This is a genomic window from Streptomyces sp. NBC_00568 (assembly GCF_026341855.1).
In the GTDB taxonomy this organism is placed as follows: Bacteria; Actinomycetota; Actinomycetes; order Streptomycetales; family Streptomycetaceae; genus Streptomyces.
The window spans coordinates 1,043,526-1,068,658 of record NZ_JAPENW010000001.1; the positions used below are offsets into that span (position 1 = coordinate 1,043,526).

A 25,133-nucleotide genomic window follows, 5' to 3' on the forward strand; every position below is an offset into this window, starting at 1 on the left:
GTGCCCGCTACGAAGCCGGGGCGACGAGCCGGTACCCGACGCCGCGTACGGTCTCGATCAGCGCCGGCATACGCAGTTTGGAGCGCAGCGACGCGACGTGCACCTCCAGGGTGCGCCCGGTTCCTTCCCAGCTGGTGCGCCACACCTCGCTGATGATCTGCTCCCGGCGGAACACCACTCCTGGGCGCTGGGCGAGCAGCGCGAGCAGGTCGAACTCCTTGCGGGTCAGCTGGACCGTCGAACCGTCGACAGTGACCTGGCGGTTCGGGAGTTCGATGTGTACGGAGCCGAGGCGCAGCAGGGTCTCGCCGGGGGCCGCCGCGTCGTCGTGGACGCTGCGCCGGCTGACGGCGTGGATCCGGGCGAGCAGTTCCCCGGTGTCGTAGGGCTTCACCACGTAGTCGTCGGCGCCGAGGTTGAGGCCGTGGATGCGGGACCGTACGTCCGCGCGCGCGGTGACCATGATCACCGGGGTGGCGGTCCGCTTGCGGATCTTGCCGCAGACCTCGTAGCCGTCCTGGTCGGGCAGCCCCAGGTCGAGCAGGACGACACCGAACCCGTCGCTCTCCGGGACCAGCGCCTGCAGGGCCTCCTCGCCGCTGCGGGCGTGCGTGACGTCGAAACCGTGCCGTGCCAGCACCGCGGACAGGGCAGCGGCGACGTGATTGTCGTCCTCGACGAGGAGCAGTCTCATTCCGGCCCCCTCCGGTTCCTAGGTCGTACGATGTCTGCGTGTAGAACGCGGTGCACGCTCGCGTGCACCAAGGAAGTCACGCCGATGGACAAGGACGGCGTCAAGAGGCTTCGGGTTGCGCGGAGCTTCCGTTACCCAGCCGGTACGCGCATTTGTACGGGCTGCTACGACACGTGTCCGATTGCTACCGGATCGTGATGCTCAAGTTCCCCTCAGATGTAATGACGCTGGTCGTACGGCGTTACTACTGTCCTCCGAAACCGAGGAGGACGGAGCCCAAAAGCGATGACCGAAGTATCGGTGGCCAAGGACGCCATGGCCGCGACCGACGAACTGGTCGTCCTGAAGAGCGTCAACAAGCACTTCGGCGCGTTGCACGTGCTCCAGGACATCGACATGACGATCACCCGTGGCGAGGTCGTCGTGGTCATCGGACCCTCCGGGTCCGGGAAGTCCACCCTGTGCCGCACCATCAACCGCCTGGAGACGATCGATTCGGGTGACATCTCGATCGACGGCAAGCCGCTGCCCCAGGAGGGCAAGGGGCTGGCCCGGCTCCGGGCCGATGTGGGCATGGTCTTCCAGTCCTTCAACCTCTTCGCGCACAAGACCGTGCTCGAGAACGTGATGCTGGGGCAGATCAAGGTCCGCAAGACCGACAAGAAGGCGGCCGAGGAGAAGGCCCGCGCGCTGCTCGACCGCGTCGGTGTCGGCACGCAGGCCGACAAGTACCCCGCACAGCTGTCGGGCGGCCAGCAGCAGCGCGTCGCGATCGCGCGGGCGCTGGCGATGGACCCCAAGGTCATGCTCTTCGACGAGCCGACCTCCGCGCTGGACCCCGAGATGATCAACGAGGTCCTCGAAGTCATGCAGCAACTGGCCCGGGACGGCATGACCATGATCGTCGTCACCCACGAGATGGGCTTCGCTCGTTCGGCTGCCAACCGCGTCGTCTTCATGGCCGACGGCCGCATCGTCGAAGAGGCTGTGCCGGACCAGTTCTTCAGCAACCCGCGCAGCGACCGTGCCAAGGATTTCCTCTCGAAGATCCTGCACCACTGACGGTCCCCGCGCGTGGGGATCACTGACGGTTCCCGCGCGTGGAGGACCCCTCACGTCACCCGCCCGTCGACGGCCCATAGTCCTCATCACTCAAAGGATGTTCACCATGAAGCTCCGCAAGGCAGCCGCTGCCTCGGTAGCCGTACTCGCTCTCGCCGCGACCGCCACCGCGTGCGGTTCGGACGACAAGGACGACAGCGGGTCCTCCTCCGCCTCTCCGGGCGGCGGCAAGATCAAGGTCGGCATCAAGTACGACCAGCCCGGTCTGGGCCTGAAGCAGCCCGACGGTTCCTTCGCCGGTTTCGACGTCGACGTCGCGACCTACGTGGCCAAGCAGCTCGGCTACAAGCCCGACCAGATCGAGTTCGTCGAGACCAAGAGCGCCGACCGTGAGAACGCGCTCGCCCGCGGCGACGTGAAGTTCATCGCGGCGACCTACTCGATCACCGACGAGCGCAAGCAGAAGGTCGACTTCGCCGGCCCGTACCTGCTGGCCCACCAGGACCTGCTCGTCAAGGCCGACTCGGACATCAACAAGGGCACGGACCTCAACGGCAAGAAGCTGTGTTCCGTGACCGGCTCCACCTCGGCGCAGAACGTCAAGGACACCATCGCCCCCAAGGCCAACCTGCGTAAGTACAGCGGCTACTCGGAGTGCATCGCGGGGCTGCAGAGCGGCGCCGTGGACGCGGTGACCACCGACGACTCGATCCTCGCGGGCTTCGCCGCGCAGGACAAGTACAAGGGTCAGTTCAAGCTCGCCGGGCTCAAGCTGAGCAACGAGAACTACGGCATCGGTGTCAAGAAGGGCGACGCCGAGCTGGAGAAGAAGATCAACGCCGCGCTGACGAAGATGGTGGCCGACGGCGACTGGAAGACGGCGGTCGACAAGAACTTCGGCCCGGCGGAGTACAAGTACGAGCCGGCCCCGAAGATCGGCGTGATCGTCCAGTAGTCACGGGGATCACCAGGTAACGCAGGGACCCTCAGGTAACGCAGGAATCCGCGGTTCACGCGGGCTTCCGCAGGTGTGCCGCCGCCCGACGCGATCACGGCGGCGGCACACCGCGTCCGCCAGTACGCCACCACCCGGAAGCGCGGGAGATCGTGTTCGACTTTCTTCAAGGTTATGACGTCCTAGAGGCGTTCTGGATGACGGTGAAGCTCACCGTCTTCTCCGCCCTCGGCTCCCTGGTCCTGGGCACCCTGCTGGCCGCGATGCGGGTCAGCCCGGTCCCGCTCATGCGCGGCTTCGGCACCGCCTACGTGAACATCGTCCGGAACATCCCCCTGACCGTCATCATCGTCTTCAGCTCGCTCGGTCTCGCGGACATCTTCGGTGTCACGCTGGGCGCGCCCGACAACTTCGATCTCCAGGGTTTCCGGCTCGCGGTCCTCAGTCTCATCGGCTATCACGCGGCCTTCGTCTGCGAGGCGCTGCGCTCCGGCATCAACACCGTGCCGGTCGGGCAGGCCGAGGCGGCCCGCGCGATCGGGCTGAGCTTCAGCCAGACCCTCCGGCTCGTCGTGCTGCCGCAGGCGTTCCGTTCCGTCATCGTCCCGCTGGCGAACGTGCTGATCGCGCTGACCAAGAACACGACCGTGGCCGCCGCCATCGGCGTGGCCGAGGCCGCCAGCCTGATGAAGACGATGATCGAGAACGAGGCCCAGACGGTCCTCATCGCCGCGTTCTTCGCCTTCGGGTTCGTGGTCCTGACCCTCCCCACCGGCCTCATTCTCGGCTGGCTGGGCAAGCGACTGGCGGTGAAGCGATGACCTCCGTCCTCTACGACGCTCCCGGTCCCCGGGCCAAGCGCCGCAATCTGCTCCTCTCGGTGGTCTTCTTCGTCCTGCTCGCCCTGTTCCTGTGGTGGATCTGGACGGCGATGGACGACAAGGGCCAGCTGAAGTGGGACCTGTGGGAGCCGTTCACCACGGCTGACGCCTGGAGCACGTATCTGTGGCCGGGTCTTCTCGGCACGTTGAAGGCGGCCGCGCTCAGCGTGGTGATCGCCCTGCCGCTGGGCGCCTTCTTCGGCATCGCGCGCATGTCCGACCACCGCTGGGTGCGTGTTCCGGCGGGTGCCGTGGTCGAGTTCTTCCGGTCGATCCCGGTCCTGCTGCTCATGCTGTTCGCGAACGAGCTCTACGCCAAGTCCGGGAACATCCCCAGCGAGGACCGTCCGTTCTACGCGGTCGTCACCGGTCTGGTGCTCTACAACGCCGCGGTCCTCGCCGAGGTCGTACGGGCCGGCATCCTCGCGCTGCCCAAGGGGCAGACGGAGGCCGCGTACGCGATCGGTCTGCGCAAGGGCCAGACGATGACCAGCATCCTGCTGCCGCAGTCGGTCACCGTGATGCTCCCGGCGATCGTCGGCCAGCTCGTCGTCATCGTGAAGGACACCGCGCTGGGCGGCGTGATGATCGGGTACTCGGAACTCCTCACCGCGCGGAGCACGCTCGCGGCCAACTACGCCAACGTCATCCCGAGCTTCATCGTGGTCGCCGTCATCTTCATCGTGCTGAACTTCGCGATCACCAGCTTCGCCTCCTGGCTGGAGGGCAGGCTGCGGCGCGGCAAGAAGACGACCGGCGCGGTGCTTTCCGCGAACGACGCGGCGATCGCCGGTACCGCGGCGACGGGCGCGGGCGGGGGCGCCATCTGACGAATCGTCCGAAGAGCGGTCGATCGGTTTGACCGACGGGGGCAGTGGCATGATCGCCACTGCCCCCGTCACTTGACGCAAGCAGCGGCAATGGGTTGCATACGTTCTGTGATCGTGCACCCCGCTCCACCTGCCTGTTCCCGTACGTCCCTCAGGACACAGCTCCGGGCAGGGGGCACCGCGTCGTGGACCCGGTGATCATCGTCGGAGCAGGGCCCGTGGGGCTCACGCTCGCCCTTGCGCTGGCCCGCCAGGAGGTCCCCTCCGTGGTCCTCGACGAGGGGCCCGGCAAGGACGAACAGCGGCTCGCGCGGACCGTGGTGCTGCGCGAGGACACGACGGCGCTCGTCGAACGGCTGACGGGTCTGCCCCTCGACGACGCCGGCTTCCGTTGGGCCGGATGGCGGTCGATGCGGCGCAAGCAGGTGATGCGCGAGATCGATTTCGGCGCGGAGAGTTCCGGGAGCGCGGAGCTCTCGAGGAGCGCCGCCGACTCCCGGAGCGCGGGAATCCCGGCGGACGGCGAGGAGTTCACCGCCCCGCTGCACATCGCCCAGCACGCGCTGACCGGCGCCCTGCGCGAGGCCATCATCCACGAGCGGCTCATCAAGGTCGCCGTGCACAGCCGCCTCGACTCCGTCGAGCAGGAGACCTCGGGGGTCACGGCGCACACTCGGGGCCCCAAGGGCACTTGGTGGCGCGGCAGTTACCTGGTCGGCTGCGACGGACCGCGCTCGACGGTGCGCAAGCTCCAGGACATCCGCTTCCCCGGGCGTACCGCCGTCGAGCGCCACGCCGTGGCAGCCCTGCGTACGGAACTCCCCTGGCCCGGTGAGGCGTTGCTGCACCGGACGCCGCCGTGGCGGACGTCCGGCCCCTCGGTGAGCGAGGTGACCGCGCGTCCCCTCGCCGAGGACGTGTGGCGCCTGGACTGGCTGCTGCCCCCGGGCAAGGACCTGGTCACGCCCGACCTGCTGGTGGCCCGGGTCCGGGAGACCCTCGGCGGCTGGAGCGGGGGCACCACACCCGCGTACGAACTGCTCGACACCGGAGTCCACACCGTCCATCACCGTCTCGCCCGCCGTTGGCGCGCCGGCCGGGTCTTCCTCGCCGGGGACGCGGCCCATCTGCTCGGCGCGCTCGGCACCCAGGGCCTGGACGAAGGGCTGCGGGACGCCGACAACCTCGCCTGGAAGCTGGCGCTCGCCTGGCACCACGGCCCGCACAAGGCGCTCCTCGACAGCTATCAGGCGGAGCGGCGCGCCGTGGTCGCCGCCCGGCTGCGCGCCGCCGACCAGGCACTGCCTCTGCTGCGGGGCGGTGGCGGCCTGCGCGCCTACGTCCCCGGGTCGGCCCGTGGTCACGACGCTTTGCTCACGGACGGCCACCTGGGCCGCGGACCACTGGGCGCGCCGGGGGCGTACGCCGACTCACCCCTCGCGCCCCCGCACGCCGAGTCGCACGCCCTCGTCGACACCGAGCCCGGCGCACCGGTCGTCGATGTACGGGTGACCGCGGAGGACGGCTCGTTCGTACCGCTGCGGGAGCGGCTCGGGCGCGGTGTCCTGCTCGTCGTGCTGATCGCTCCGGGCACGGGTGTCTGGGAGCGCAAGCACTGGGTGACGGCCGGCATCATGCCCCGGCTCGCCGCCGCCGTGACCGCGTTGCCGCACCCCGCCGAACTGCTCGTCGCGGAGAGCTACCCGGGCGCGGCCGCGCACACCGTGCTCCTGGTCCGCCCCGACGGGCACCTGGTGACCGCGCTCAGCGGAGTCCGCCCGGCCGACCTGTACGAGGCGGCCGAGGCGACCCTCGGCGGACCGGCGGAAGCGGAGGCGGAGGCTGCGGCGACAGCGGGCCGCAGTTGAACACTCGGTAACCGGTTGAACGGTCCGTAGCCTTCTGAGCTGGGGTTTCCCAGATCCTTGAGCATTCCTGGTCCAGATGGTGACGGTGAGTTGACCGGTCTGCGCCACCATGGTGTACTCCGGATCGTGACCGACACCTGTGTGCGCCTGTGGCGGAGGGTCCATATGGACCTCGTCCGCTATGCGGGCTGCGTGTGTCGTCCGTCCTTCTGACTTCGCATCCTTCTCCCCGCGCGCCGCTCTCGTGCCACCGCGCGCTCCTCTCGCGAACCTCAGGACGGTCCGAGTGTCTGTGTCACCCTCTGTCTCCTCGTCTTCCGCTGTCGCCCCTCGTACTCCCACGCAGGCCGACCTGCTCGCCTTCGTACGCCGTACGGCGGCCGATGCGGAACTGATCGCCTCGCTCCCCCTCGACCCCGAGGGCCGCACCTGGGTGCGGCTCGAAGGCCCCGGCGGCAGTGAGGCCTGGCTCATCGGCTGGCCGCCCGGCACCGGAACCGGCTGGCACGACCACGCCGAATCGGTGGGCGCCTTCCTCACGGCGTCGGGCGAGCTCAAGGAGAACTCACTCGCCGCCCGGCTGCCCGCCGACGGCTGGAAGACCCTTGAACTCACCGAAGAGATCGACCGGCAGCGGAAGCTGCCCGCGGGTACCGGCCGCGCCTTCGGCCGCCACCACGTGCACGAGGTGCTCAACGAGTCCACCGAGGAGCACGCGATCTCGATCCACGCCTATTACCCGCCGCTCCCGCAGATCCGCCGCTACAGCCGTACGGGACACGTGCTGCGTCTGGAGCACGTCGAGCGTCCGGAGGACTGGCAGTGAGCACCCGGCCGCCCGTGGGCATCGACGCGTTGCTGGAGCAGGTCCGCGCGGGCCTGGACCGGGTGGAGGCCGAGGAGGCGTTCGAGGCGGTGCGGGCCGGCGAAGCGCTCCTGGTCGACACCCGGTACGCCGCCCTGCGCGAGCGCGACGGCCTGATCCCCGGCGCCCTCGTCGTCGAGCGCAACGAACTGGAGTGGCGGCTCGACCCCACGGGCAGCCACCGCGCCCCGGAGGCCACGAGCCACGACCTGCGGGTCGTGGTGTTCTGCAACGAGGGGTACGCGTCGAGCCTCGCCGCCGAGTCCCTGCGCCGGCTGGGGCTGCACCGGGCCACCGATCTGGTCGGCGGCTTCCAGGCGTGGAAGGGTGCCGGCCTTCCGGTGACGACTGCCGACGCGGAGGACTGACCGCCGGCCGAGCACGGCTGGGCGCCCCTTGAGGTAAGGGGCGCCCACTCTCGCGTGCTGCCCCTTACCTGTCACTCCTGGGCGGTGGCCACCGTGACGGGGCGTGTCCTCAGGGCCGCACGTCCGGGCAGGGCTGTCGCGACCAGGGCGAGCAGTCCGGCGAACCCGACGACGGTCAAGTGGACGAGCGGGGTGACCGCCGGGGCGGCGCTGCCCGTCATGCCGACACTGAACGCGGTCAGGACGGCGAGGGCGATACCGCTGCCGAGCGCCGTCGCGAGCAGCAGCACCGTCAGCGCCTCGGTCCGCAGCATGCGCAGCACCTGACGGCGGGTCGCTCCGGCGAGGCGGAGCATCGCGAACTCGCGGACCCGTTCGGAGACGGACATGGCGAGCGTGTTGACGACGGCGATGGCGGTGAAGGCGAGGACCAGGCCCATGGCGAGGTGGTTCACCTCGGCGTTCGCCTGCCGACGCTCGGCCTGGATCGATTCCGCCCGGGCCGGAGCGAGAACACGCACGGCCGGGAACTCACGGAGCGTAGTCGCGAGTTCTGTCTGTGTGCGGGTCGTGCGGACCAGGACGGAGGTGGCGAGTGGGTTGTCGACATGGCGGGCGACCAGGTCGTGGGCGAGGGTGAGGTCACCGAAGCCCAGGCCCCTGGCGTAGACGGCGACGACCGTGAGGCGGACGGGCACGCCGTCACCCAGGGTGAGACTCAGTGCGCCTCCGGGCTTCAAGTGGAGCTGTTCCGCGGCGAGTTCACTGACAGCGACGGTGCTGTTTCCGAGGTTCTTCAGGGAGCCCGCGGTGACGTCCGGGTCCCAGGTGCGGGACAGCCCGGCCGGAGTGACGCCCTGGGCCGCGTACTTGTCCAGGCCCACACGGACGGTCGTCCGGACCACTTCGGTGACCACGTCGTGCCGCGTACGCAGCAGACGGGCGGCTTCGGCCGGGACTCCGGGTCCCTGGGCGGCGAGCACCCAGTCGGCGCGGACGCCCTCGCGCGCCTGGGCACGGGCCGCGTTCCCGAGGGTCGGCTGGACGAAGAGAACCGTGCAGGTCATGCCGATGAGGAGGGTGAGGGGAGTGACGACGGAGGCCATGCGGGCCGCGTTGCCGCGGAGGTTGGCGCGGGCGAGCCGTCCCCCGGGTCCGGTCAGCCGCAGCGGGCCCGCGAGCAGGGCCGCGGTGGCCCGGACCAGCAGCGGTCCGAGCAGCGCGACGGCACCGGCGAGGACCACGACGGCCAGGAAGGTCACGGGAGTCGAGGCGGGTTCGGTGCGCAGCACGCTGAGCACGGCGACGAGGACGGCTCCCCCGGCGAGCAGCGCGAGACCGGCGAGGACTCGTCCCCAGGCCGGGCGGGCGCGCTCGACCCGGGCTTCGGCCAGCGCCTCGGCCGGGCGGATGCGAGCGACGCGACGGGACGAGATACGCGCGGCGGCCCAGGCGCCGAGCAGGGTGGCGGCGACAGCGGCGAACAGAGGGAAGACGCTGACCGTGTGCTGAAGCGTGGACGGGACGGCACCGATGGCGACGAACCGGCTGTGCAGCCAACTCCCCAGCGGCAGACCCGCGAGTGCGCCGATGACGCCGGCCGCGGCCCCGACGATCAGGGCCTCCCGGCCCAGGAGCGTGCGGATCTGCCCGGAGGTGGCGGCGATGGCGCGCAGCAGGGCGAGTTCGCGATGGCGTTGCCGGACCGAGAGCGAGAAGGTGCCGACGACCACCAGGACGGCCACGAGCAGCGAGGTGCCGCCCATCGCTCCGCCCATGCTGACCAGTTCGATCCGGGCGGCGGCCGCGTCCAGGAACTCGACCGGTCCGCGGTCGTCGCCCGTACTGACCTGCGCGGTGGTTCCGTTCAGCGCCTCGGCCACGGCCTGCCCGACATCGGTGATGTCCGTGCCGCTGTCGGGCAGCACCCCGAAAGCGGTGACCTGCCCGGGGTGCGCGGCCAGCCGCGTGGCCTCGGCGGTGGAGAAGAAGAGGGAGGTCTGGTGGCGCACATCGGTGGCGGGCGCGGCGATCCCGCTGATCCGGTAGGTGCGCGGTGCCTGTGTCGACTGGACGGTGAGCCGGTCGCCGGGCCGCAGACGGGCGCGCTCGGCGAAGCGACGGTCGACGACGAGGTCGGTGTCGGCCTCGGGCGCGGTACCGGTGACGATCCTGTACGGGGTCAGCGCGGCGGACGCCCACCCGTGACCGTAGGCGGGCCGGTCCTTCTCGACGGCCGCGGCGGAGGTCAACGGCTGCGCCAGGAAGGTCAGTTCGGGGACGACCCGCTCCACCCCGGGCACTCGGCGCAGCCGGGCGGCGAGGTCGTCCGCGAGCCAGGCCCGTTCGGCGATCGGTTTCGCCTTGTGCTTGACCTTGATCTTGCCCTTCTTGTGCTTGACGGTCGTCCGGTGGACGTTCTGGTCGGCGGAGACCACGACCGGCGCCGCGGCATAGCGCTCGGTGCGGATCGTGCCGCGCAGGCCGGTCTCCAGGAGGGTGCCGCAGGCGGTGATGAGGGCGGCCGCGCACGTCAGGGCGAGGAAGGCGCCGAGGAAGCCGCCCTTGCGGGCCCGGACGGTCTTCAGGGCGTAGCGCAGCATCATGTCGGGTCGCTTTCTTTTCTGTTGTGGGGTTCTCTGTCGTGGGGGTCGCTGTCGTGGGGCGCCGACTCGTTCACGGGTGCGGCGTCGGGGGCCGGGAGGGCCAGGAACCGGGTGAGTACGGTGCGCGCTCCGGGCGGGGTGTCGGAGTCCGGGCGCTTGTAGCGGTTGAGGAGCGCGATGTACTCCTCGAAGAACGCGCGGAGTTCGGGGAGCGTGAGCCGGACGCTGCCGCGCGAGTAGGGGAAGGCGTCGGCCCAGGGGTCCTCGCCCGCGCCGGCCCGTAGTTGCGCCTGCTCGAATACTTCGAGGTCGGCGGCGTACGCGTGATGGTTCAGCTCGTCCATGACGAGACGCATCTCGGGGCTCTGCCGGCTGCGCGGCGGGAAGCGGCGGTCACCGGGAACCGCCCGCCACCAGCGCTCCCGGCCGTGTCCCTCCGCCCCGGCCTGTTCCTCGACGAATCCATGGCGTGCGAGTTCGCGCAGGTGGTAGCTGGTGGCTCCGGTGTTGAGTCCCAGTTCTCGGGCGAGGGTCGCCGAGGTGGCCGGGCCGTGCAGGGTGAGGTGCTGCAGGATGCGCTGCCGACGGGGCTGAGCGAGGACCTTGAGCGCGGCGAGGTCGGAGAGTTCGGTGGGGGCGTGCGGCCCCTTCGGGGGTGCTGTCTCCAGCGCGCCGGGTTCCTGTGCCATGCGTACACAGTCGTCTGTGCACAGATGTCTGTGCACTGCGGTGACCAGGCCTCTTCGACCGGGGGTTAACCCCACCTCGGTCAAGGGGAGTTGAGGTCAGGGCATGCGTCCGGGCATGCGTCCGGGCATGCGTCCGGGCATGCGTCCGGGCATGCGTCCGGGCCCTGAACGCGATCGGCGCCCCCGCGCGTCCACCGTGTTCAGGGCCCGTGATCGGACACCACTGCCCCGGCATCCCGGGTCACCCCGGTGCCTCGAACCGCCTCATGCGGAAGCCCGTGGGATCAGAACCCCTCGTCCCCGAGCCCTTCCGTGTCCTCGCCCTCTTCCTCCAGCGCCTGGCGGACCACGCGCAGGGCCATGCCCTGGGAGTAGCCCTTGCGGGCGAGCATGCCCGCGAGACGCCTCAGTCGTTTGTCGCGGTCGAGTCCGCGTGTGGAGCGCAGCTTGCGGGCGACCAGCTCACGGGCGGTCGCCTCCTCCTGATCGGAGTCCAGCTGTCCGACGGCCTCGTCGATCAGCGTCGGCTCCACGCCTTTGGTCCGCAGCTCCTGGGCGAGCGCCCGCCTGGCCAGCCCCCGGCCGTGGTGCCGGGACTCCACCCAGGCGTCCGCGAAGGCGCCGTCGTTGATCAGCCCGACCTCCTCGAACCGTGACAGCACCGCGTCCGCCACCTCGTCCGGGATCTCGCGCTTGCGCAACGCGTCCGCGAGTTGCTTCCGTGTGCGCGGGGTCCCGGTGAGCAGGCGCAGACAGATCGCTCGCGCCCGCTCAGCCGGGTCCCCCGGGGACTCCCCCTTCTCGGCCCTCGACGAGGAGGAGGGGCCTCCGTCCTGCGGGTCGCCGGACGGCTCACCGAAACCGCCTCGCCTACGACGCCCTCGTCCACCACGCGGTCCGCCTTCACCGCGTCCACCACGCCGGGAGGCCGCGCCCGGCGAACCGTGACCGCCCGGCAGGCCGTCACCCCGCCGCGCGTCACCGCCCGTCGAACCGCCGCCGTCCGGATCACCGTCGTCCGGACCGACGGCGTAGAAGCCGTCGGCGCCATGGAGCCCGTCACCGGCGCCGTACGACGAGCCGCCGTACCCCCCGCCGCCGTCGTACGAGCTGTCACCGTCTCCGGCCGAGCCGCTGTCTCCCCCGCCGTACCCCTGCCCCGGCCCCTCGGAGGCGGGGGGGTAGGCGTACTCGGCCCAGTCGGTTCGTCGTGTCATGGACTAGCTCTTGGCCGCCGCGGCCCTGGACTTGGTGGCCTTGGCAGCCGGAGCGGGCACCGTCTTCACGGCGTCGTCCGGGGCAGCCGAGACCGCCGCGTCCGCGCCCGGCGTGGCGGTGGGCTCCTCGGTCTTCTTCACACCGACGCCCAGCTTCTCCAGGATCTTCTTCTCGATCTCGTTGGCGAGGTCGGGGTTGTCCTTCAGGAAGTTGCGCGCGTTCTCCTTGCCCTGGCCGAGCTGGTCGCCCTCGTACGTGTACCAGGCACCGGCCTTGCGGACGAAGCCGTGTTCCACGCCCATGTCGATCAGGCCGCCCTCGCGGCTGATGCCGTGCCCGTACAGGATGTCGAACTCGGCCTGCTTGAACGGCGGCGCGACCTTGTTCTTGACGACCTTGACGCGCGTACGGTTGCCGACCGCGTCGGTGCCGTCCTTCAGCGTCTCGATGCGGCGGATGTCGAGTCGCACCGAGGCGTAGAACTTCAGCGCCCGGCCACCGGTCGTGGTCTCCGGGGAGCCGAACATCACGCCGATCTTCTCGCGGAGCTGGTTGATGAAGATCGCGGTGGTCTTCGACTGGTTGAGCGCGCTGGTGATCTTCCGCAGGGCCTGGCTCATCAGACGGGCCTGCAGACCCACGTGCGAGTCGCCCATCTCGCCCTCGATCTCCGCGCGCGGCACCAGGGCGGCGACGGAGTCGATGACGATGAGGTCGAGCGCGCCGGAGCGGACCAGCATGTCCACGATTTCCAGGGCCTGCTCGCCGTTGTCCGGCTGCGACAGGATCAGGTTGTCGATGTCGACGCCGAGCTTCTTCGCGTACTCGGGGTCGAGGGCGTGCTCGGCGTCCACGAAGGCCACCTGGCCGCCGGCCCTCTGGGCGTTCGCCACCGCGTGCAGGGTCAGGGTCGTCTTACCGGAGGACTCCGGGCCGTAGACCTCGACCACGCGGCCGCGCGGGAGCCCGCCGACGCCGAGGGCGACGTCGAGCGCGGTCGACCCGGTGGGGATGACCTCGATGGGCTCATTCGGCCGCTCGCCCAGGCGCATCACAGCGCCCTTGCCGAACTGCCGTTCAATCTGCGCGAGCGCGGCGTCGAGCGCCTTCTCGCGGTCGGTTCCTGCCATGGGTTCCACCCGGTTTGCTTGAGTCGATCGCTTCACGTCAAAGACGCTAACGCCTGCCACTGACAATGCGCCCCGACGCCCGTCCGGCCTGTGGATAACTCGGGCACATCTCCGTCGAAACCATGCCGAAACCCCCATCAAGAGCTCCGCCGGAACTTCCATAAGAATGGATGTTCGATTTTCGTGTCAAGCGCACCACGCGGCACCTCCGAGACTACGTTCACACTCCGACAACGCCCCGAATGTCCCGCCGGCCGGGCCGCGCACCTGTCCTGGCGGCCGTCCCGGCGCCTGTCCCGGCCGCGGGCTACTCTCGCGGGCGTACCGCCGGAGCCTTCGGCCGTACGACGACGGCGCCCGGCCCGCCCGGCAGGCTGTGGTCATGCGAACGACGAGGACCAGCCCTCCGACGACGGCCCGCCCCCTGATGCGGCCCAAGCCCTCGCTCCGGCCGGCCGAGTGGCTCTGCTGCGCAACGGGCGCCCTGCTCGTCCTCTCGGGATGCCTGCATCTGCTCGTCTTCGCCGTCGACGGCGGCCCGTGGGACGGTCCCGTCTCCTGGCGCAAGCCCGTCACCTTCGGGCTTTCCTTCGGGCTGACACTGATCGCGATCACGTGGGTCACGTCGTACGTGCGGGTCGGGGCGAGGCTGCGCACCGCTCTGCTCGTCGTGTTCGCCGCGGACTGTGTGGTGGAGGTCGGCGGCATCACCCTCCAGGCGTGGCGCCGGGTGCCCTCGCACCTCGACATGGAGACCGGCTTCGACACGGCGGTGTCCATGATGCTCGCGGTGGGCGGCGGGGTTCTGGTCGTGCTGCTGACCGTGTTCGCGGTGGCCTCGTTCCGGAGCCGGCCCGCGGGCCCTGCGGGCATGCCGCTCGCCGTGCGCTTCGGGTTCGCGATCCTGCTCGTCGCGCTCGCCTCGGGCGCCGCGATGATCGCGCGCGGGGTCGTCCTCACCCGGACCGGCCACCAGGAGGCCGCGTACCAATCGACGGCTCCGCTCAAGCCGCTGCACGGAGTGAGCCTGCACGCCGTGCTGGTGCTGCCCGCGCTGGCCTGGCTGCTGTCGCGCACCGGCTGGAGCGACAAGGCCGTACAGCGGGTGATGTACGGGGCCGTCGGCTGCTACGCGACGGCCGTCGTGACCACCGGTGTCCTGGCGGTCCTCACCTGGTGAACGTCACCGGCCGAACAGCCGCCGCACGCGCGCGGCGAAACCGGCCGAGCCGCGCGTGCGGTGCCCGTGCACCCGCGGGTCGTCCGTGACGTCGTACCGCTTCACATACGCCCCCAGGAACGCCTGCAGGGTGGCGACGGCGGGGATGGCGATCAGCGCGCCGACGGCGCCGAGGAGCGCGGTGCCCGCGATGACGGACCCGAAGGCGACCGCGGGGTGGATGTCCACCGTCTTGGAGGTCAGCTTGGGCTGCAGCACATAGTTCTCGAACTGCTGGTAGACCACGACGAAGATGAGCACCCACAGCGCGTACCAGGGGTCGATCGTGAACGCGATCAGCATCGGCAGGGCGCCCGCCAGGTAGGTGCCGATGGTCGGGATGAACTGGGAGACCACGCCCACCCACACGCCGAGCACGGGCGCGTAGGGCACGCCCAGCGCCTCCAGCAGGATGTAGTGCGCGATGCCCGAGATCAGCGCCATCAGACCGCGTGAGTACAGATAGCCGCCGGTCTTGTCGACGGCGATCTCCCAGGCGCGCAGCACCTCGGCCTGCCGGGCCGGCGGCAGCACCGAGCACAGCGCGCGCCGCAGCCGCGGTCCGTCGGCGGCGAAGTAGAACGAGAACAGCGAGATCGTCAGCAGCTGGAAGAGGCCGCCCAGGACCTGCCCGGACACGTCCAGGACGCCGGTGGCGCTGTTCTGGACGTACTTCCGCAGCCAGTCGGAGTGGAGCAGGCTGTCCTGGATGTCGACCCGTCTCAGGTCGGTGTGGAAGTGCGTGTTGATCCAGTTGATGACCGAGTCGAGGTAGTCCGGGAAACCCTCGACCATTTTGATGATCTGGCCCGCGAGCATCGAGCCGAGCAGGGTGATGAACCCGGCGATCACGATCAGCGAGCCGAGGAAGACGAGGAAGGCGGCCAGTCCCCTGCGCACGCCCCGTGAGGCCATCCAGCTGACCGCGGGTTCTATCGCGAGCGCCAGGAAGAACGAGATCAGGATGTTGATCAGCAGGCCGGTGAGCTGGTGGAACGCCCAACTGCCCAGCTGGAACACGGCGATGAGCGCGAGGGCGAGCACCATGGCACGCGGCAGCCAGCGCGGCATGCGCGCGGCCTGCCCGGCGGCGCCCCCGCCCGGCGGGTCGGGAGGCGTCGTGCCGAACGGTGATGCCTGCTGGTCTACCTGCGTGTTCTCGTCAGTCGGGGCCACGGAGCAAGTCTGGCCCACGCCACCGACAATGGATCCACGTGCCCCGGGTCTTCGGTCCCGTCAGCGGTTCTCGTACGGAACGTTCATGGTCGCGCACACCACACGCCACACGTCCTTGGCCTCCCAGCCCGCGTTCAGCGCCTCGTGGACGGTACGCCCGCCGAGTTCCGTCATCACATGATCGCGCGCGAAGGTCTCGGCGTACCCCGCGCCGAAGTGATCCGCCATTCGCTGCCAGAAGACCGTCAACCGCATGACACCAGTATCCCGCCCCTGAGAGTGGGCCCGAGCCGGGGACCGCCTGCCGAGACCGCTTTCCGCCCTACGGTCTGACGCATGGCCGAAACCGGAGCATCCCCACTCCCCCAGACGCCCCCATCGCCCTCCCCGATCGCGCGCGCCGAGGACTTCGTCTGGCTCACCGCGCGCGTGCTGGAGCAACGCCGCTTCGCGTACCACTTCCTCGGCGGCGACGCCGACGCGGTGGAGACCGCGCTGGCCGCCTACCGCAACGACGACGAAGGGTACGGACACGCGCTCGAACCCGATCTGCGCGGCCCCGTCAGCCAGCCGCTGCACACCGGGCACGCGCTGCGCGTACTCGACTCGATCGGACGCTGCGGCGGCCAGCGCGTGGAGCGTGTGTGCCGCTATCTGACCTCCGTGTCGACGGCGGACGGCGCGCTGCCCGCGATCCATCCCAGCCAGCGCGGCTATCCGACGGCCCCCTTCGTGCCGGTCGTCGACGATCCGCCGAGCGAACTCCTCGCCACCGGCCCGGTGGTGGGCCTGCTCCACCGCAACGAGGTATGGCACGCCTGGCTCTTCCGGGCCACCGACTTCTGCTGGCAGGCGGTCGAGTCCCTGGAGAAGTCCCATCCGTACGAGATCGAGGCGGCGGTCGCCTTCCTGGACTCCGCGGCGGACCGCCCGCGCGCGGAGGCGAGCGCCGACCGGCTGGGCCGTCTCGTCCGTGAGCAGCGGCTCGCCGCGCTGGACCCCGGACGACTGGAGGCTTACCCGGTCGCTCCCGGTTACGCGCCCGGCGAGCACCACTTCCCGCACGACTACGCGCGGACTCCGGGATCGCTCGCGCGCGCGTGGTTCACCGACGACGAGATGGCGCGCTCGCTCGACCACCTCGCGGACGAGCAGCAGGAGGACGGCGGGTGGCCGATCCGATGGCGTCAGTGGGCACCGGGCACCGCCCTGGAGTGCCGCCCCATGGTGACGATCGAGGCACTGCGCACGCTGCGGGCGTACGGCCGGCCCATCGACTGAGGCCACGGCCGGCCCGGGCGCCGAGCCGGGGCGCCCGGGTGCCGTGCCCCGGAGTTCGGGTGCCGGGCCACCGCCGGCCCGGGTGTCGGGCCAGGGTGTCCGGGTGTCCGGCCCGGATCTCAGCCTGTCATCGCGCGGACGCCTGCCGTCACCACCACGGCCGCGGCGACCACCAGCAGGAACGGGGCACGCAGGATCAGCGCGACAGCGGCCGCCGCGAGCCCCGCGGCCTTGGCGTCGACGACGAGGACGCGCCCGTCGGCGAAGGTCTGCTGGGCCGTGAGGGCGGCCAGGAGAGCGACGGGCAGCAGAGCGGCGAGGCGCTGCACGAGCGGCCGCTCCAGTACGCCGGCGGGGATCAGCAGACCGATGAGTTTGACGGCGTAGCAGCCGACGGCGGTGACGCCGATGGCGATCCAGATGTTCAACGGTCCTCCCTCGATACGTCGTTCGGTGCGCCGGCCGGTGCCTTCCCGGGTGCGCCGGGCGGTGCCTCGTGCGACGCGCCGGTGGGCGCGTCGGCGGCGGTGGCCGCACCGCGGCGGCCCGACACGTAGAGAACGGCGGGGGCTGCCAGGGCGGCCACCAGCACGGGGACTCCGGCGGGCAGCACGGGCAGCAGCCCGAGCCCCAGAAGGACGGCGATCCCCGCGACGGCACGTTCTGTGGTGCTCTTCAGCATCGGCGCGAGCAGCGCCAGGAACACGGCGGGCCCGGCGGCGTCCAGGCCCCACGCGTCCGTGTCGCCGATGGCCTCGGCCCCCACCGCGCCGAGCAGCGTGGTGAGGTTCCACAGCAGGTACAGGGACAGGCCGGTGACGGTGAAGCCGAGGCGGACGCTGCGGCGGGTCGGCTGGGCGAGCGCGACGGCCGTGGTCTCGTCGATCACCCACTGCGCGGCGAACGGACGCACCGCGCGCGGGAGGGCGAGCAGCTGCGACAGACGCAGACCGTAGAAGGCGTTGCGTACCCCGAGGAAGAACGCGCCCGCGGCGGCGGTGAGCGGGTTGCCCCCGGCCGCGAGCGCCCCCACGAGCGCGAACTGCGACGCCCCGGTGAACACCAGGAGGCTGAGCGCGCAGGTCTGCAGCAGGGTGAGCCCACTGCCGGCCGAGGTCACCCCGAAGGCGAAACCGGACAGTCCGACGGCGACCCCGACTCCAAGGGCGTCGCGGATGACGGCGGCGTCGGGTTTTCCGCCTTCTTCACTGCGTATGTCTGCGAGAGCTGTCTGTTCTGCCACGCACCGGACGGTACGAGGAGACCGCCCGCGACGTCTTGTACGTTCTTGCGCTCGCGCTGGTAGGCGCCCGGGGGGACGCCCACGATCCGGGTGAAGTGGCGGTTGAGGTGCGGCTGATCGGTGAAGCCGACGGCGACGGCCGCCTCGGCGGGAGCGGAACCGGCGTCCAGGAGGTGCCGGGCCCGGCGCACGCGCGCGTCGGTCAGCCAGGTGTGGGGCGGCATCCCGTAGGCGTCCCGGAACGCTCGCAGCAACGCGAACGAGCTGGTGCCGAGGTCGGCGGCCAGCCGCTCCAGGGTCGGCGGCTCGGCCATCCGCTCCTCCAGCACGCCACGCGCGCGTGCGGCGAGCCGGCCGCCCGCGGTGCGCACGGCCCGCTGCGGCAGCGGACCTCCGTTCAGGCGCAGCAGCCGGGTCACCGCGACACGCAGCAGGGTGTCGGCGGCCAGTGCGTTGCCTTCCTCGGCGGCCCGGAGCACCTGGTGGACCAGGCCCGCGGCGTAGGGATCGTCGAGTACCGGACGGGTGAATCCGGGGGTACCGCGAAGGGTGGTGGTCTCGGCGGCGATCCCGGCCACCATGTCCGGCGAGGGGTACACCGCTCCGTACCTCCAGCCTTCGGGAACGCCCGCGCGCCCGGTGTGCGGGGTGTCGGGGTTGACGAGTGCCAGGGAACCCGGCCCGGCGTACTGATCGGCGCCGCCGTGGTGGAAGACCTCGACGCCCTCGGTGATGGCGGCGATCACGAAGTTCTCGTGGGTGTGCCGCACGAAGATCTTCTCGACGTAGCGGGCGCGCAGCAGATCGACACCGGGCAGCTCCGCGTACTGCCAGTGCCGTGCCCGCTCCTTCCGCGAACCTGCCACATTCCCATTCTCCGCCACCACGCCAGGACCCACCGCCGAAGCCCGCGCCCGGCCCCTCCTCCCCCGGCCCACCTCGCCTCGCCGCACCTCGTCGAGGCGTTCTCGCAGGTCAGAGCGATTGTCAGTGACCGGGTGCAGGATGGACGCATGGTCAGCTCCGCACACCGAGCTCTCGACGGCTTCTCCCCCGCGACCCGCGGCTGGTTCACGGGGGCCTTTTCCGCGCCCACCGCGGCCCAGGCCGGGGCATGGGCGGCCATCGGTGCGGGCTCGGACGTGCTGGTCGTCGCCCCCACCGGTTCCGGCAAGACCCTGGCCGCGTTCCTCGCCGCGCTCGACCAGCTGGCCTCGACCCCGCCGCCGGCGGACCCGAGGAAGCGCTGCCGGGTTCTGTACGTGTCACCGCTCAAGGCGCTCGCGGTCGACGTGGAGCGGAATCTGCGCAGCCCGCTGACCGGCATCCGGCAGGAGTCCGTGCGGCTCGGCCTCCCGGAGCCGGAGGTGAAGGTGGGTATCCGCTCCGGCGACACCCCGCCCGCCGAGCGCCGGGCGCTGGCCACCCGCCCGCCGGACATCCTGATCACGACCCCCGAGTCGCTGTTCCTGATGCTGACATCGGCCGCACGCGACGCGCTGACGGGCATCGAGACGGTGATCCTGGACGAGGTGCACGCGGTCGCCGGCACCAAGCGCGGGGCCCACCTCGCGCTCACGCTGGAGCGCCTCGACGAGCTGTTGCCGAAGCCCGCCCGGCGTATCGGCCTCTCGGCGACGGTGCGTCCCGTGGACGAGGTGGCGCGCTATCTCTCGCCCCAGCGCAAGGTGGAGATCGTCCAGCCGCCGTCCGGCAAGGAGTTCGACCTCTCCGTGGTCGTCCCGGTGGAGGACCTGGGCGAGCTGGGCGGGTCCCCGGCCGCCGACGGCAAGGAGGGCGCGGAGAAGCCCTCCATCTGGCCGCACGTCGAGGAGCGGATCACCGACCTCGTCCAGTCCCACCGCTCGACGATCGTGTTCGCCAACTCGCGTCGCCTGGCGGAGCGTCTGTGCAACCGGCTCAACGAGATCGCGTACGAGAGGGCGACCGGCGAGCCTCTCGACGAGGCGCATGCCCCGGCCCAGCTGATGGGGGGCTCGGGCGCGGCCCAGGGGGCGCCGCCCGTCATCGCCCGCGCCCACCACGGCTCGGTCTCCAAGGAGCAGCGGGCCCAGGTCGAGGAGGACCTGAAGGCCGGCCGTCTTCCCGCCGTGGTCGCCACCTCCAGCCTCGAGCTGGGCATCGACATGGGCGCGGTCGACCTCGTCATCCAGGTCGAGTCCCCGCCGTCCGTGGCGTCCGGGCTCCAGCGCGTGGGGCGCGCGGGCCACCAGGTCGGCGCGGTCTCCACCGGCGTCGTCTTCCCGAAGTACCGGGGCGACCTGGTGCAGGCGGCCGTGGTCACCGAGCGGATGCGCACGGGCTCCATCGAGTCCCTCCGGGTCCCCGCCAATCCTCTGGACGTGCTGGCCCAGCAGCTCGTCGCCATGACCGCGCTCGACACCTGGCAGGTCGACGACCTGCTCACCACGGTCCGCCGGGCGGCTCCCTTCGCCTCCCTCCCGGAGTCGGCGTTCACGGCCGTGCTCGACATGCTCGCGGGCCGCTATCCGTCCGACGCCTTCGCGGAACTCAGGCCCCGCGTGGTGTGGGACCGCGTCGCGGGTACGGTGACCGGCCGCCCCGGCGCACAGCGTCTCGCCGTCACCTCCGGGGGCACCATCCCCGACCGCGGGCTCTTCGGGGTCTTCCTCGCGGGGGCCGACCCCAAGAAGGGCGGCGGCCGGGTCGGCGAACTCGACGAGGAGATGGTCTACGAGTCCCGGGTGGGCGATGTCTTCACGCTCGGCACGAGTTCCTGGCGCATCGAGGACATCACCCGGGACCGGGTCCTCGTCTCCCCGGCGCCCGGTGTCCCCGGCAGGCTGCCCTTCTGGAAGGGCGACCAGCTCGGACGTCCGCTCGAACTGGGCCGCGCGGTGGGCGCGTTCCTCCGCGAGGTCGGCTCGCTCCCCGAGGACGACGCCCGCCTGCGCCTGCTCGCCGCGGGCCTGGACGCCTGGGCCGCCGACAACGTCCTCGCGTATCTGAAAGAACAGCGCGAGGCGTGCGGTCACATCCCGGACGACCGCACGATCGTGGTCGAGCGCTTCCGCGACGAGCTGGGCGACTGGCGGGTCGTCGTGCACTCCCCCTTCGGCGCCCAGGTCCACGCCCCTTGGGCCCTCGCCCTGGGTGCCAAGCTCTCCGAGCGGTACGGCATGGACGCCCAGGTCATGCACGCCGACGACGGCATCGTGCTGCGGCTGCCCGACGCCGACCTGATGAGCCTGGACCTGCTCGACCAGGCACCCACGAAGGCGGGCACGGAGTGGGACGCGGAGCAGGCGCCGGTCGGCGCGGCGGACGTCGCCTTCGACAAGGGCGAGGTCAACCAGATCGTCACGGACCAGGTGGGCAGTTCGGCCCTCTTCGCCGCCCGTTTCCGCGAATGCGCCGCCCGCGCCCTGCTCCTCCCGCGCCGCAACCCCGGCAAGCGCACCCCCCTGTGGCAGCAGCGGCAGCGCGCCGCCCAACTGCTCCAGGTGGCCAGCGAATTCGGTTCGTTCCCGATCGTGCTGGAGGCGGTGCGCGAATGCCTCCAGGACGTCTTCGACGTCCCCGGCCTCACGGAACTCATGGGCGACATCGAATCCCGCAAGGTGCGGCTCGTCGAGGTCACCACACCCGAGCCCTCCCCCTTCGCCCGCTCCCTGCTCTTCGGGTACGTCGCCCAGTTCCTGTACGAGGGCGACTCGCCCCTCGCCGAGCGGCGGGCCGCCGCGCTGTCGCTGGACTCCCGGCTGCTGGCCGAGCTCCTGGGCCAGGCCGAACTGCGCGAGCTCCTCGACGCCGACGTCCTGACCGAGCTGGAGCGCGAACTCCAGTGGCTCACCGAAGACCGCCGTATCAAGGACGTGGAGGGTGTCGCCGACCTCCTGCGTCTGCTGGGACCTCTCACGGACGCCGAGTTGGCCGAGCGGGGCGCGGAGCCGCAGTGGGCCCAGGAGCTGGCCGGCGCCCGCCGCGCCATCAAGGTGCGGATCGCCGGGGCCGACCACTGGGCCGCCATCGAGGACGCCGGCCGGCTGCGGGACGCGCTCGGCACGGCGCTGCCCGTCGGTGTCCCGGAGGCCTTCACCGAACCGGTCAAGGATCCGCTCGGCGATCTCCTCGCCCGGTTCGCGCGCACCCACGGACCGTTCACCTCGACCACGGCCGCCGCCCGTTTCGGTCTCGGTACGGCCGTCACCGACGGCGCGCTGCACCGGCTCGCCGCGAACGGCCGCGTCGTCCAAGGGGAGTTCCATCCGGCGGGCATCGGCCAGGAGTGGTGCGACGCGACCGTGCTGCGCAGGCTGCGCCGCCGTTCGCTCGCGGCGCTGCGTCATGAACTCGAGCCGGTGCCCCCCGCCGCGCTCGCGCAGTTCCTGCCGCAGTGGCAACACGTGGGCAGCGGTCACGGGCTGCGCGGCGTCGACGGGCTGGTGCGCGCCGTCGAGCAGTTGCAGGGCGCGTCCGTGCCGGCGTCGGCGTTGGAGAAGCTCGTCCTGCCGTCCCGGGTCGCCGGTTACACGCCCGCGCTGCTCGACGAGCTGACGGCCGCCGGGGAGGTGATCTGGGCCGGAGCGGGTTCGCTGCCGGGCAAGGACGGCTGGGTCTCGTTGTATCTGGCGGACGCCGCCCCTCTGCTCCTCCCCGCCGCACACCCTCTGGAACCGACCGCGCTGCACCAGTCGGTCCTCGACACGCTCTCCGGGGGCTACGGCCTCTTCTTCCGCCAGATCGCCGACCAGGTCCGCGCCACGACTCATCCCGACGCCACCGATCCGCAACTGGCCGACGCGATCTGGGACCTGGCCTGGTCCGGGCGCCTCACGAACGACACGCTCGCACCGATGCGCTCGCTCCTGGGTTCGGGCCGCACCGCGGGGTCCACGGCGCACCGTGCCAAGCGCGCGGTCCCCCGCGGGCGCTACGGCTCGCTGACAGGAGGCGCGCGCCCCCAGTCTCGTACGGGCCCTCCCACGGTGGCGGGCCGCTGGTCCCTGCTGCCCGAGCGCGAGCCCGACCCCACCGTGCGGGCGCACGCCCTGGCCCGCACCCTGCTCGACCGGCACGGCGTGGTGACCCGGGGTGCCGTGGCCGCGGAGGGCGTCGAGGGCGGCTTCTCGGCGGTGTACCGCATCCTGTCGGCCTTCGAGGACAGCGGCCAGGCGCGGCGCGGGTATGTGGTCGAAGGTCTCGGTGCCGCCCAGTTCGCGATGGACGGCGCGGTGGACCGCCTCCGCGCCGCGGCGAACGCGCGGGACCGGGGCGACAGCCTGCCCGAGCCGGCCTTCACGGACAACTCCCCCGGCGCCCACGGTTTCCCTGACGACCGCGGCTCGACGAACGGACGGGGATTCGCCCTCGGCCCCGCGGACCTCCCCGGGTTCCCCGACCTCTCGGCGTTCCCGGGCGCCGAGGATTTCCGGGGCGCCTCCGGTACGCCAGATCCCGACGGACACGACACGGGCATCGGCGACCCCGACTTCGGCGACGGCCACTCCTTCTCCGCCGACTCCGCCTTCTCGGCCGGCTCCCACTACCCCGACGCCCCCCACCGCCCGAACACCCCGCCCCACCGCACCGGCTCGCCGTACCCGACGAACGGCTCCGGCCGTCCCAACGCCCCGGGCTTCCATGGCGCCCGTTCCCGTACGGCCTCCCCGGCCGTCGTACTGGCCGCCGCCGACCCCGCGAACGCCTACGGCGCGGCCCTCTCCTGGCCCGAGCCCCCGACCGAGGCGGGCCACAAGCCGGGCCGCAAGGCAGGTTCCCTGGTCGTCCTCGTGGACGGTGAGCTGGCTCTCTACATGGAACGCGGCGGCAAGACCCTGCTCGCCTGGCCCGCGGACCCCGACAGGCCGGTCTCGGACGACCCGCGCCTGCGTGCCGCGGCGGAGGCCCTGGCCGCTGCCGCCCGCGCGGGTTCGCTCGGCACGGTCACCGTCGAGCGCGTCAACGGCACCTCGGCCCTCACCTCCCCCCTCGGCACCCTCCTGGAAGGAGCGGGCTTCATCGCCACACCCCGCGGACTCCGCCTGCGCGCCTGAGAAGCGGCCCCCAGCCGAAGCCTCCACCCCGAGCTCCACCCACCCGTGCCACCCTGGAGTCATGCCCGAAGGAGACACCGTCTGGCAGGCCGCGAGGCGGCTGCACGTCGCCCTCGCGGGCCAGGTGCTGACCCGTTCCGACCTGCGGGTGCCCCAGCACGCCACGGCGGACCTCACCGGTCGCGCCGTCCTGGACGTCACCCCGCGCGGCAAGCACCTCCTCACCCGGATCGAGGGCGGTCTGACCCTGCACTCTCATCTGCGGATGGACGGTTCGTGGAAGGTGTACGAGAGCGGCCGGCGCTGGAGCGGCGGTCCCGCGCACCAGATCAGGGTCATCCTCGGTACGACGGACCGCACGGCGGTCGGCTACCGGCTGCCCGTACTGGACCTGCTCCGCACGACCGACGAGGCCCGGGCGGTCGGTCACCTCGGCCCCGACCTCCTGGGTCCGGACTGGGACGCGGGCAAGGCCCTGGCGAACCTCCTGCGCGATCCTGACCGCCCCCTGGGCGAGGCCCTCCTCGATCAGCGGAATCTCGCCGGCATCGGCAACGTCTACAAGAGCGAGCTGTGCTTCCTGCTCGGCGTCACCCCGTGGCTTCCCATCGGCGCCCTGCCCACCGATCTCGCCGTCCAGCTGCCGGTTCTCGCCAAGAAGTTGCTGGAGTTCAACCGAGACCGTCCGGCCCGCGTCACCACGGGGCGCCGCGAGCAGAACCTCTTCGTGTACGGCCGCGTCTCGCGCCCCTGTCTGCGCTGCGGAACGCGGATCCGCTCGGCGAACCAGGGCGACGGTTCCCGCGAGCGCCCCACGTACTGGTGCCCTCGATGCCAGACGGGCCCGACCCCTCGACCCGGCGGCCACCACAGCACCCCGGAGTACCGCCCCACCGGCTACGCGTCCCCGACACCGGACCAACGGCACCACTAGAGACATGCGTCGGGCTCACGCGACCGCGCCATCAAGTCCGTACAGATAATTGACGACCCGTCAGAAACCCTCGTAC

The 25,133-nt window shown here is 71.4% G+C and carries 22 protein-coding genes; 12 read left to right on the forward strand and 10 right to left on the reverse strand.

From position 1 onward, the window contains the following. Positions 1-7 precede the first annotated feature (7 nt). Complete coding sequence (locus tag OOK38_RS04385) at positions 8-694, reverse strand: response regulator transcription factor (RefSeq protein ID WP_266763384.1); 687 nt, start codon at positions 692-694, stop codon at positions 8-10. A 285-nt stretch (positions 695-979) separates the two neighbouring features. On the opposite strand from OOK38_RS04385, the gene OOK38_RS04390 reads away from it, so the two are divergent. The 8 genes from OOK38_RS04390 to OOK38_RS04420 all read left to right on the forward strand — a co-directional run bounded on the left by OOK38_RS04390 (position 980) and on the right by OOK38_RS04420 (position 7,523). Next, a complete protein-coding gene (locus OOK38_RS04390) occupies positions 980-1,756 on the forward strand; it encodes an amino acid ABC transporter ATP-binding protein (RefSeq protein ID WP_266763383.1) in 777 nt (258 codons plus the stop codon). 106 nt (positions 1,757-1,862) lie between these two features. After that, a complete protein-coding gene (locus tag OOK38_RS04395; protein ID WP_266763382.1) occupies positions 1,863-2,711 on the forward strand; it encodes a glutamate ABC transporter substrate-binding protein in 849 nt (282 codons plus the stop codon). A gap of 152 nt (positions 2,712-2,863) precedes the next feature. Further along, positions 2,864-3,532 carry an amino acid ABC transporter permease gene (locus tag OOK38_RS04400; RefSeq protein WP_266763381.1) on the forward strand — a complete coding sequence of 223 codons (669 nt, stop codon included), beginning with the start codon at positions 2,864-2,866 and terminating at the stop codon, positions 3,530-3,532. Continuing rightward, positions 3,529-4,422 (forward strand): amino acid ABC transporter permease, encoded by an 894-nt coding sequence (locus OOK38_RS04405; RefSeq protein ID WP_266763380.1) that lies wholly within the window; start codon positions 3,529-3,531, stop codon positions 4,420-4,422. Before OOK38_RS04400 ends, OOK38_RS04405 begins: the two co-directional genes overlap by 4 nt. Before the next feature lie 185 nt (positions 4,423-4,607). Further along, on the forward strand, positions 4,608-6,290 hold the full coding sequence (locus OOK38_RS04410) for an FAD-dependent monooxygenase (protein ID WP_266763379.1): 1,683 nt from the start codon (positions 4,608-4,610) through the stop codon (positions 6,288-6,290). Between the two features lie 141 nt (positions 6,291-6,431). Next, positions 6,432-6,503: a putative leader peptide gene (locus OOK38_RS34490; RefSeq protein WP_318658241.1), complete on the forward strand. Its 72-nt coding sequence runs from the start codon at positions 6,432-6,434 to the stop codon at positions 6,501-6,503. A 73-nt stretch (positions 6,504-6,576) separates the two neighbouring features. After that, the gene (locus OOK38_RS04415; protein ID WP_266763378.1) at positions 6,577-7,116 is read left to right on the forward strand and encodes a cysteine dioxygenase; all 540 of its coding nucleotides are present in this window, start codon (positions 6,577-6,579) and stop codon (positions 7,114-7,116) included. Further along, the gene (locus tag OOK38_RS04420) at positions 7,113-7,523 is read left to right on the forward strand and encodes a rhodanese-like domain-containing protein (RefSeq protein WP_266763377.1); all 411 of its coding nucleotides are present in this window, start codon (positions 7,113-7,115) and stop codon (positions 7,521-7,523) included. The genes OOK38_RS04415 and OOK38_RS04420 overlap by 4 nt, the downstream gene beginning before the upstream one ends. A gap of 71 nt (positions 7,524-7,594) precedes the next feature. Here the strand turns inward: OOK38_RS04420 and OOK38_RS04425 are convergent, their stop codons facing one another. From OOK38_RS04425 to recA, 4 genes are all read right to left on the reverse strand, one after another. After that, positions 7,595-10,129 (reverse strand): ABC transporter permease, encoded by a 2,535-nt coding sequence (locus OOK38_RS04425; protein WP_266763376.1) that lies wholly within the window; start codon positions 10,127-10,129, stop codon positions 7,595-7,597. Then, a complete protein-coding gene (locus OOK38_RS04430; RefSeq protein ID WP_266763375.1) occupies positions 10,126-10,818 on the reverse strand; it encodes a helix-turn-helix transcriptional regulator in 693 nt (230 codons plus the stop codon). Before OOK38_RS04430 ends, OOK38_RS04425 begins: the two co-directional genes overlap by 4 nt. A 284-nt stretch (positions 10,819-11,102) precedes the next feature. Then, entirely contained in the window at positions 11,103-12,035 is a 933-nt protein-coding gene (gene recX, locus OOK38_RS04435; protein ID WP_266763374.1) for a recombination regulator RecX, read from the reverse strand. A 3-nt stretch (positions 12,036-12,038) separates the two neighbouring features. Next, positions 12,039-13,166: a recombinase RecA gene (recA, locus tag OOK38_RS04440; protein WP_266763373.1), complete on the reverse strand. Its 1,128-nt coding sequence runs from the start codon at positions 13,164-13,166 to the stop codon at positions 12,039-12,041. A 427-nt stretch (positions 13,167-13,593) separates the two neighbouring features. On the opposite strand from recA, the gene OOK38_RS04445 reads away from it, so the two are divergent. Next, complete coding sequence (locus OOK38_RS04445) at positions 13,594-14,346, forward strand: hypothetical protein (RefSeq protein WP_266765888.1); 753 nt, start codon at positions 13,594-13,596, stop codon at positions 14,344-14,346. Positions 14,347-14,349: 3 nt separating this feature from the next. On the opposite strand, the gene OOK38_RS04450 is transcribed toward OOK38_RS04445, so the two are convergent. Continuing rightward, positions 14,350-15,561, reverse strand: a complete 1,212-nt coding sequence (locus OOK38_RS04450) for an AI-2E family transporter (protein WP_266763372.1) — start codon at positions 15,559-15,561, stop codon at positions 14,350-14,352. Between the two features lie 60 nt (positions 15,562-15,621). Beyond that, complete coding sequence (locus tag OOK38_RS04455) at positions 15,622-15,816, reverse strand: DUF3046 domain-containing protein (protein WP_266763371.1); 195 nt, start codon at positions 15,814-15,816, stop codon at positions 15,622-15,624. Positions 15,817-15,897: 81 nt separating this feature from the next. Here OOK38_RS04455 and OOK38_RS04460 point away from each other — a divergent pair, with 81 nt between their 5' ends. Next, on the forward strand, positions 15,898-16,842 hold the full coding sequence (locus OOK38_RS04460) for a hypothetical protein (RefSeq protein WP_266763370.1): 945 nt from the start codon (positions 15,898-15,900) through the stop codon (positions 16,840-16,842). A gap of 119 nt (positions 16,843-16,961) precedes the next feature. On the opposite strand, the gene OOK38_RS04465 is transcribed toward OOK38_RS04460, so the two are convergent. From OOK38_RS04465 to OOK38_RS04475, 3 genes are read right to left on the reverse strand one after another with little or no spacing between them, the layout of a single operon-like run. Beyond that, on the reverse strand, positions 16,962-17,270 hold the full coding sequence (locus OOK38_RS04465; RefSeq protein ID WP_266763369.1) for an AzlD domain-containing protein: 309 nt from the start codon (positions 17,268-17,270) through the stop codon (positions 16,962-16,964). Beyond that, positions 17,267-18,058, reverse strand: coding sequence for an AzlC family ABC transporter permease (locus OOK38_RS04470; protein WP_266765887.1), 792 nt, complete (start codon positions 18,056-18,058; stop codon positions 17,267-17,269). Before OOK38_RS04470 ends, OOK38_RS04465 begins: the two co-directional genes overlap by 4 nt. After that, positions 17,959-18,951, reverse strand: a complete 993-nt coding sequence (locus OOK38_RS04475; RefSeq protein WP_266763368.1) for an AraC family transcriptional regulator — start codon at positions 18,949-18,951, stop codon at positions 17,959-17,961. Before OOK38_RS04475 ends, OOK38_RS04470 begins: the two co-directional genes overlap by 100 nt. A 147-nt stretch (positions 18,952-19,098) precedes the next feature. Between OOK38_RS04475 and OOK38_RS04480 the strand changes: the two genes are divergently transcribed. Both OOK38_RS04480 and OOK38_RS04485 read left to right on the forward strand, forming a co-directional pair. Continuing rightward, positions 19,099-24,123 (forward strand): ATP-dependent helicase, encoded by a 5,025-nt coding sequence (locus OOK38_RS04480; protein ID WP_266763367.1) that lies wholly within the window; start codon positions 19,099-19,101, stop codon positions 24,121-24,123. A 61-nt stretch (positions 24,124-24,184) separates the two neighbouring features. Continuing rightward, positions 24,185-25,057, forward strand: a complete 873-nt coding sequence (locus tag OOK38_RS04485; RefSeq protein WP_266763366.1) for an Fpg/Nei family DNA glycosylase — start codon at positions 24,185-24,187, stop codon at positions 25,055-25,057. Positions 25,058-25,133: the final 76 nt, after the last annotated feature.

Excerpts from the sequence above, each read along its gene's own strand:
- OOK38_RS04385 (WP_266763384.1), bottom strand. The coding sequence starts at position 694 with ATGAGACTGCTCCTCGTCGAGGACGACAATCACGTCGCCGCTGCCCTG.
- OOK38_RS04390 (WP_266763383.1), top strand. The coding sequence starts at position 980 with ATGACCGAAGTATCGGTGGCCAAGGACGCCATGGCCGCGACCGACGAA.
- OOK38_RS04395 (WP_266763382.1), top strand. The coding sequence starts at position 1,863 with ATGAAGCTCCGCAAGGCAGCCGCTGCCTCGGTAGCCGTACTCGCTCTC.
- OOK38_RS04405 (WP_266763380.1), top strand. The coding sequence starts at position 3,529 with ATGACCTCCGTCCTCTACGACGCTCCCGGTCCCCGGGCCAAGCGCCGC.
- OOK38_RS04425 (WP_266763376.1), bottom strand. The coding sequence starts at position 10,129 with ATGATGCTGCGCTACGCCCTGAAGACCGTCCGGGCCCGCAAGGGCGGC.
- OOK38_RS04430 (WP_266763375.1), bottom strand. The coding sequence starts at position 10,818 with ATGGCACAGGAACCCGGCGCGCTGGAGACAGCACCCCCGAAGGGGCCG.
- recX (WP_266763374.1), bottom strand. The coding sequence starts at position 12,035 with ATGACACGACGAACCGACTGGGCCGAGTACGCCTACCCCCCCGCCTCC.
- recA (WP_266763373.1), bottom strand. The coding sequence starts at position 13,166 with ATGGCAGGAACCGACCGCGAGAAGGCGCTCGACGCCGCGCTCGCGCAG.
- OOK38_RS04445 (WP_266765888.1), top strand. The coding sequence starts at position 13,594 with ATGCGGCCCAAGCCCTCGCTCCGGCCGGCCGAGTGGCTCTGCTGCGCA.
- OOK38_RS04455 (WP_266763371.1), bottom strand. The coding sequence starts at position 15,816 with ATGCGGTTGACGGTCTTCTGGCAGCGAATGGCGGATCACTTCGGCGCG.
- OOK38_RS04460 (WP_266763370.1), top strand. The coding sequence starts at position 15,898 with ATGGCCGAAACCGGAGCATCCCCACTCCCCCAGACGCCCCCATCGCCC.
- OOK38_RS04480 (WP_266763367.1), top strand. The coding sequence starts at position 19,099 with ATGGTCAGCTCCGCACACCGAGCTCTCGACGGCTTCTCCCCCGCGACC.
- OOK38_RS04485 (WP_266763366.1), top strand. The coding sequence starts at position 24,185 with ATGCCCGAAGGAGACACCGTCTGGCAGGCCGCGAGGCGGCTGCACGTC.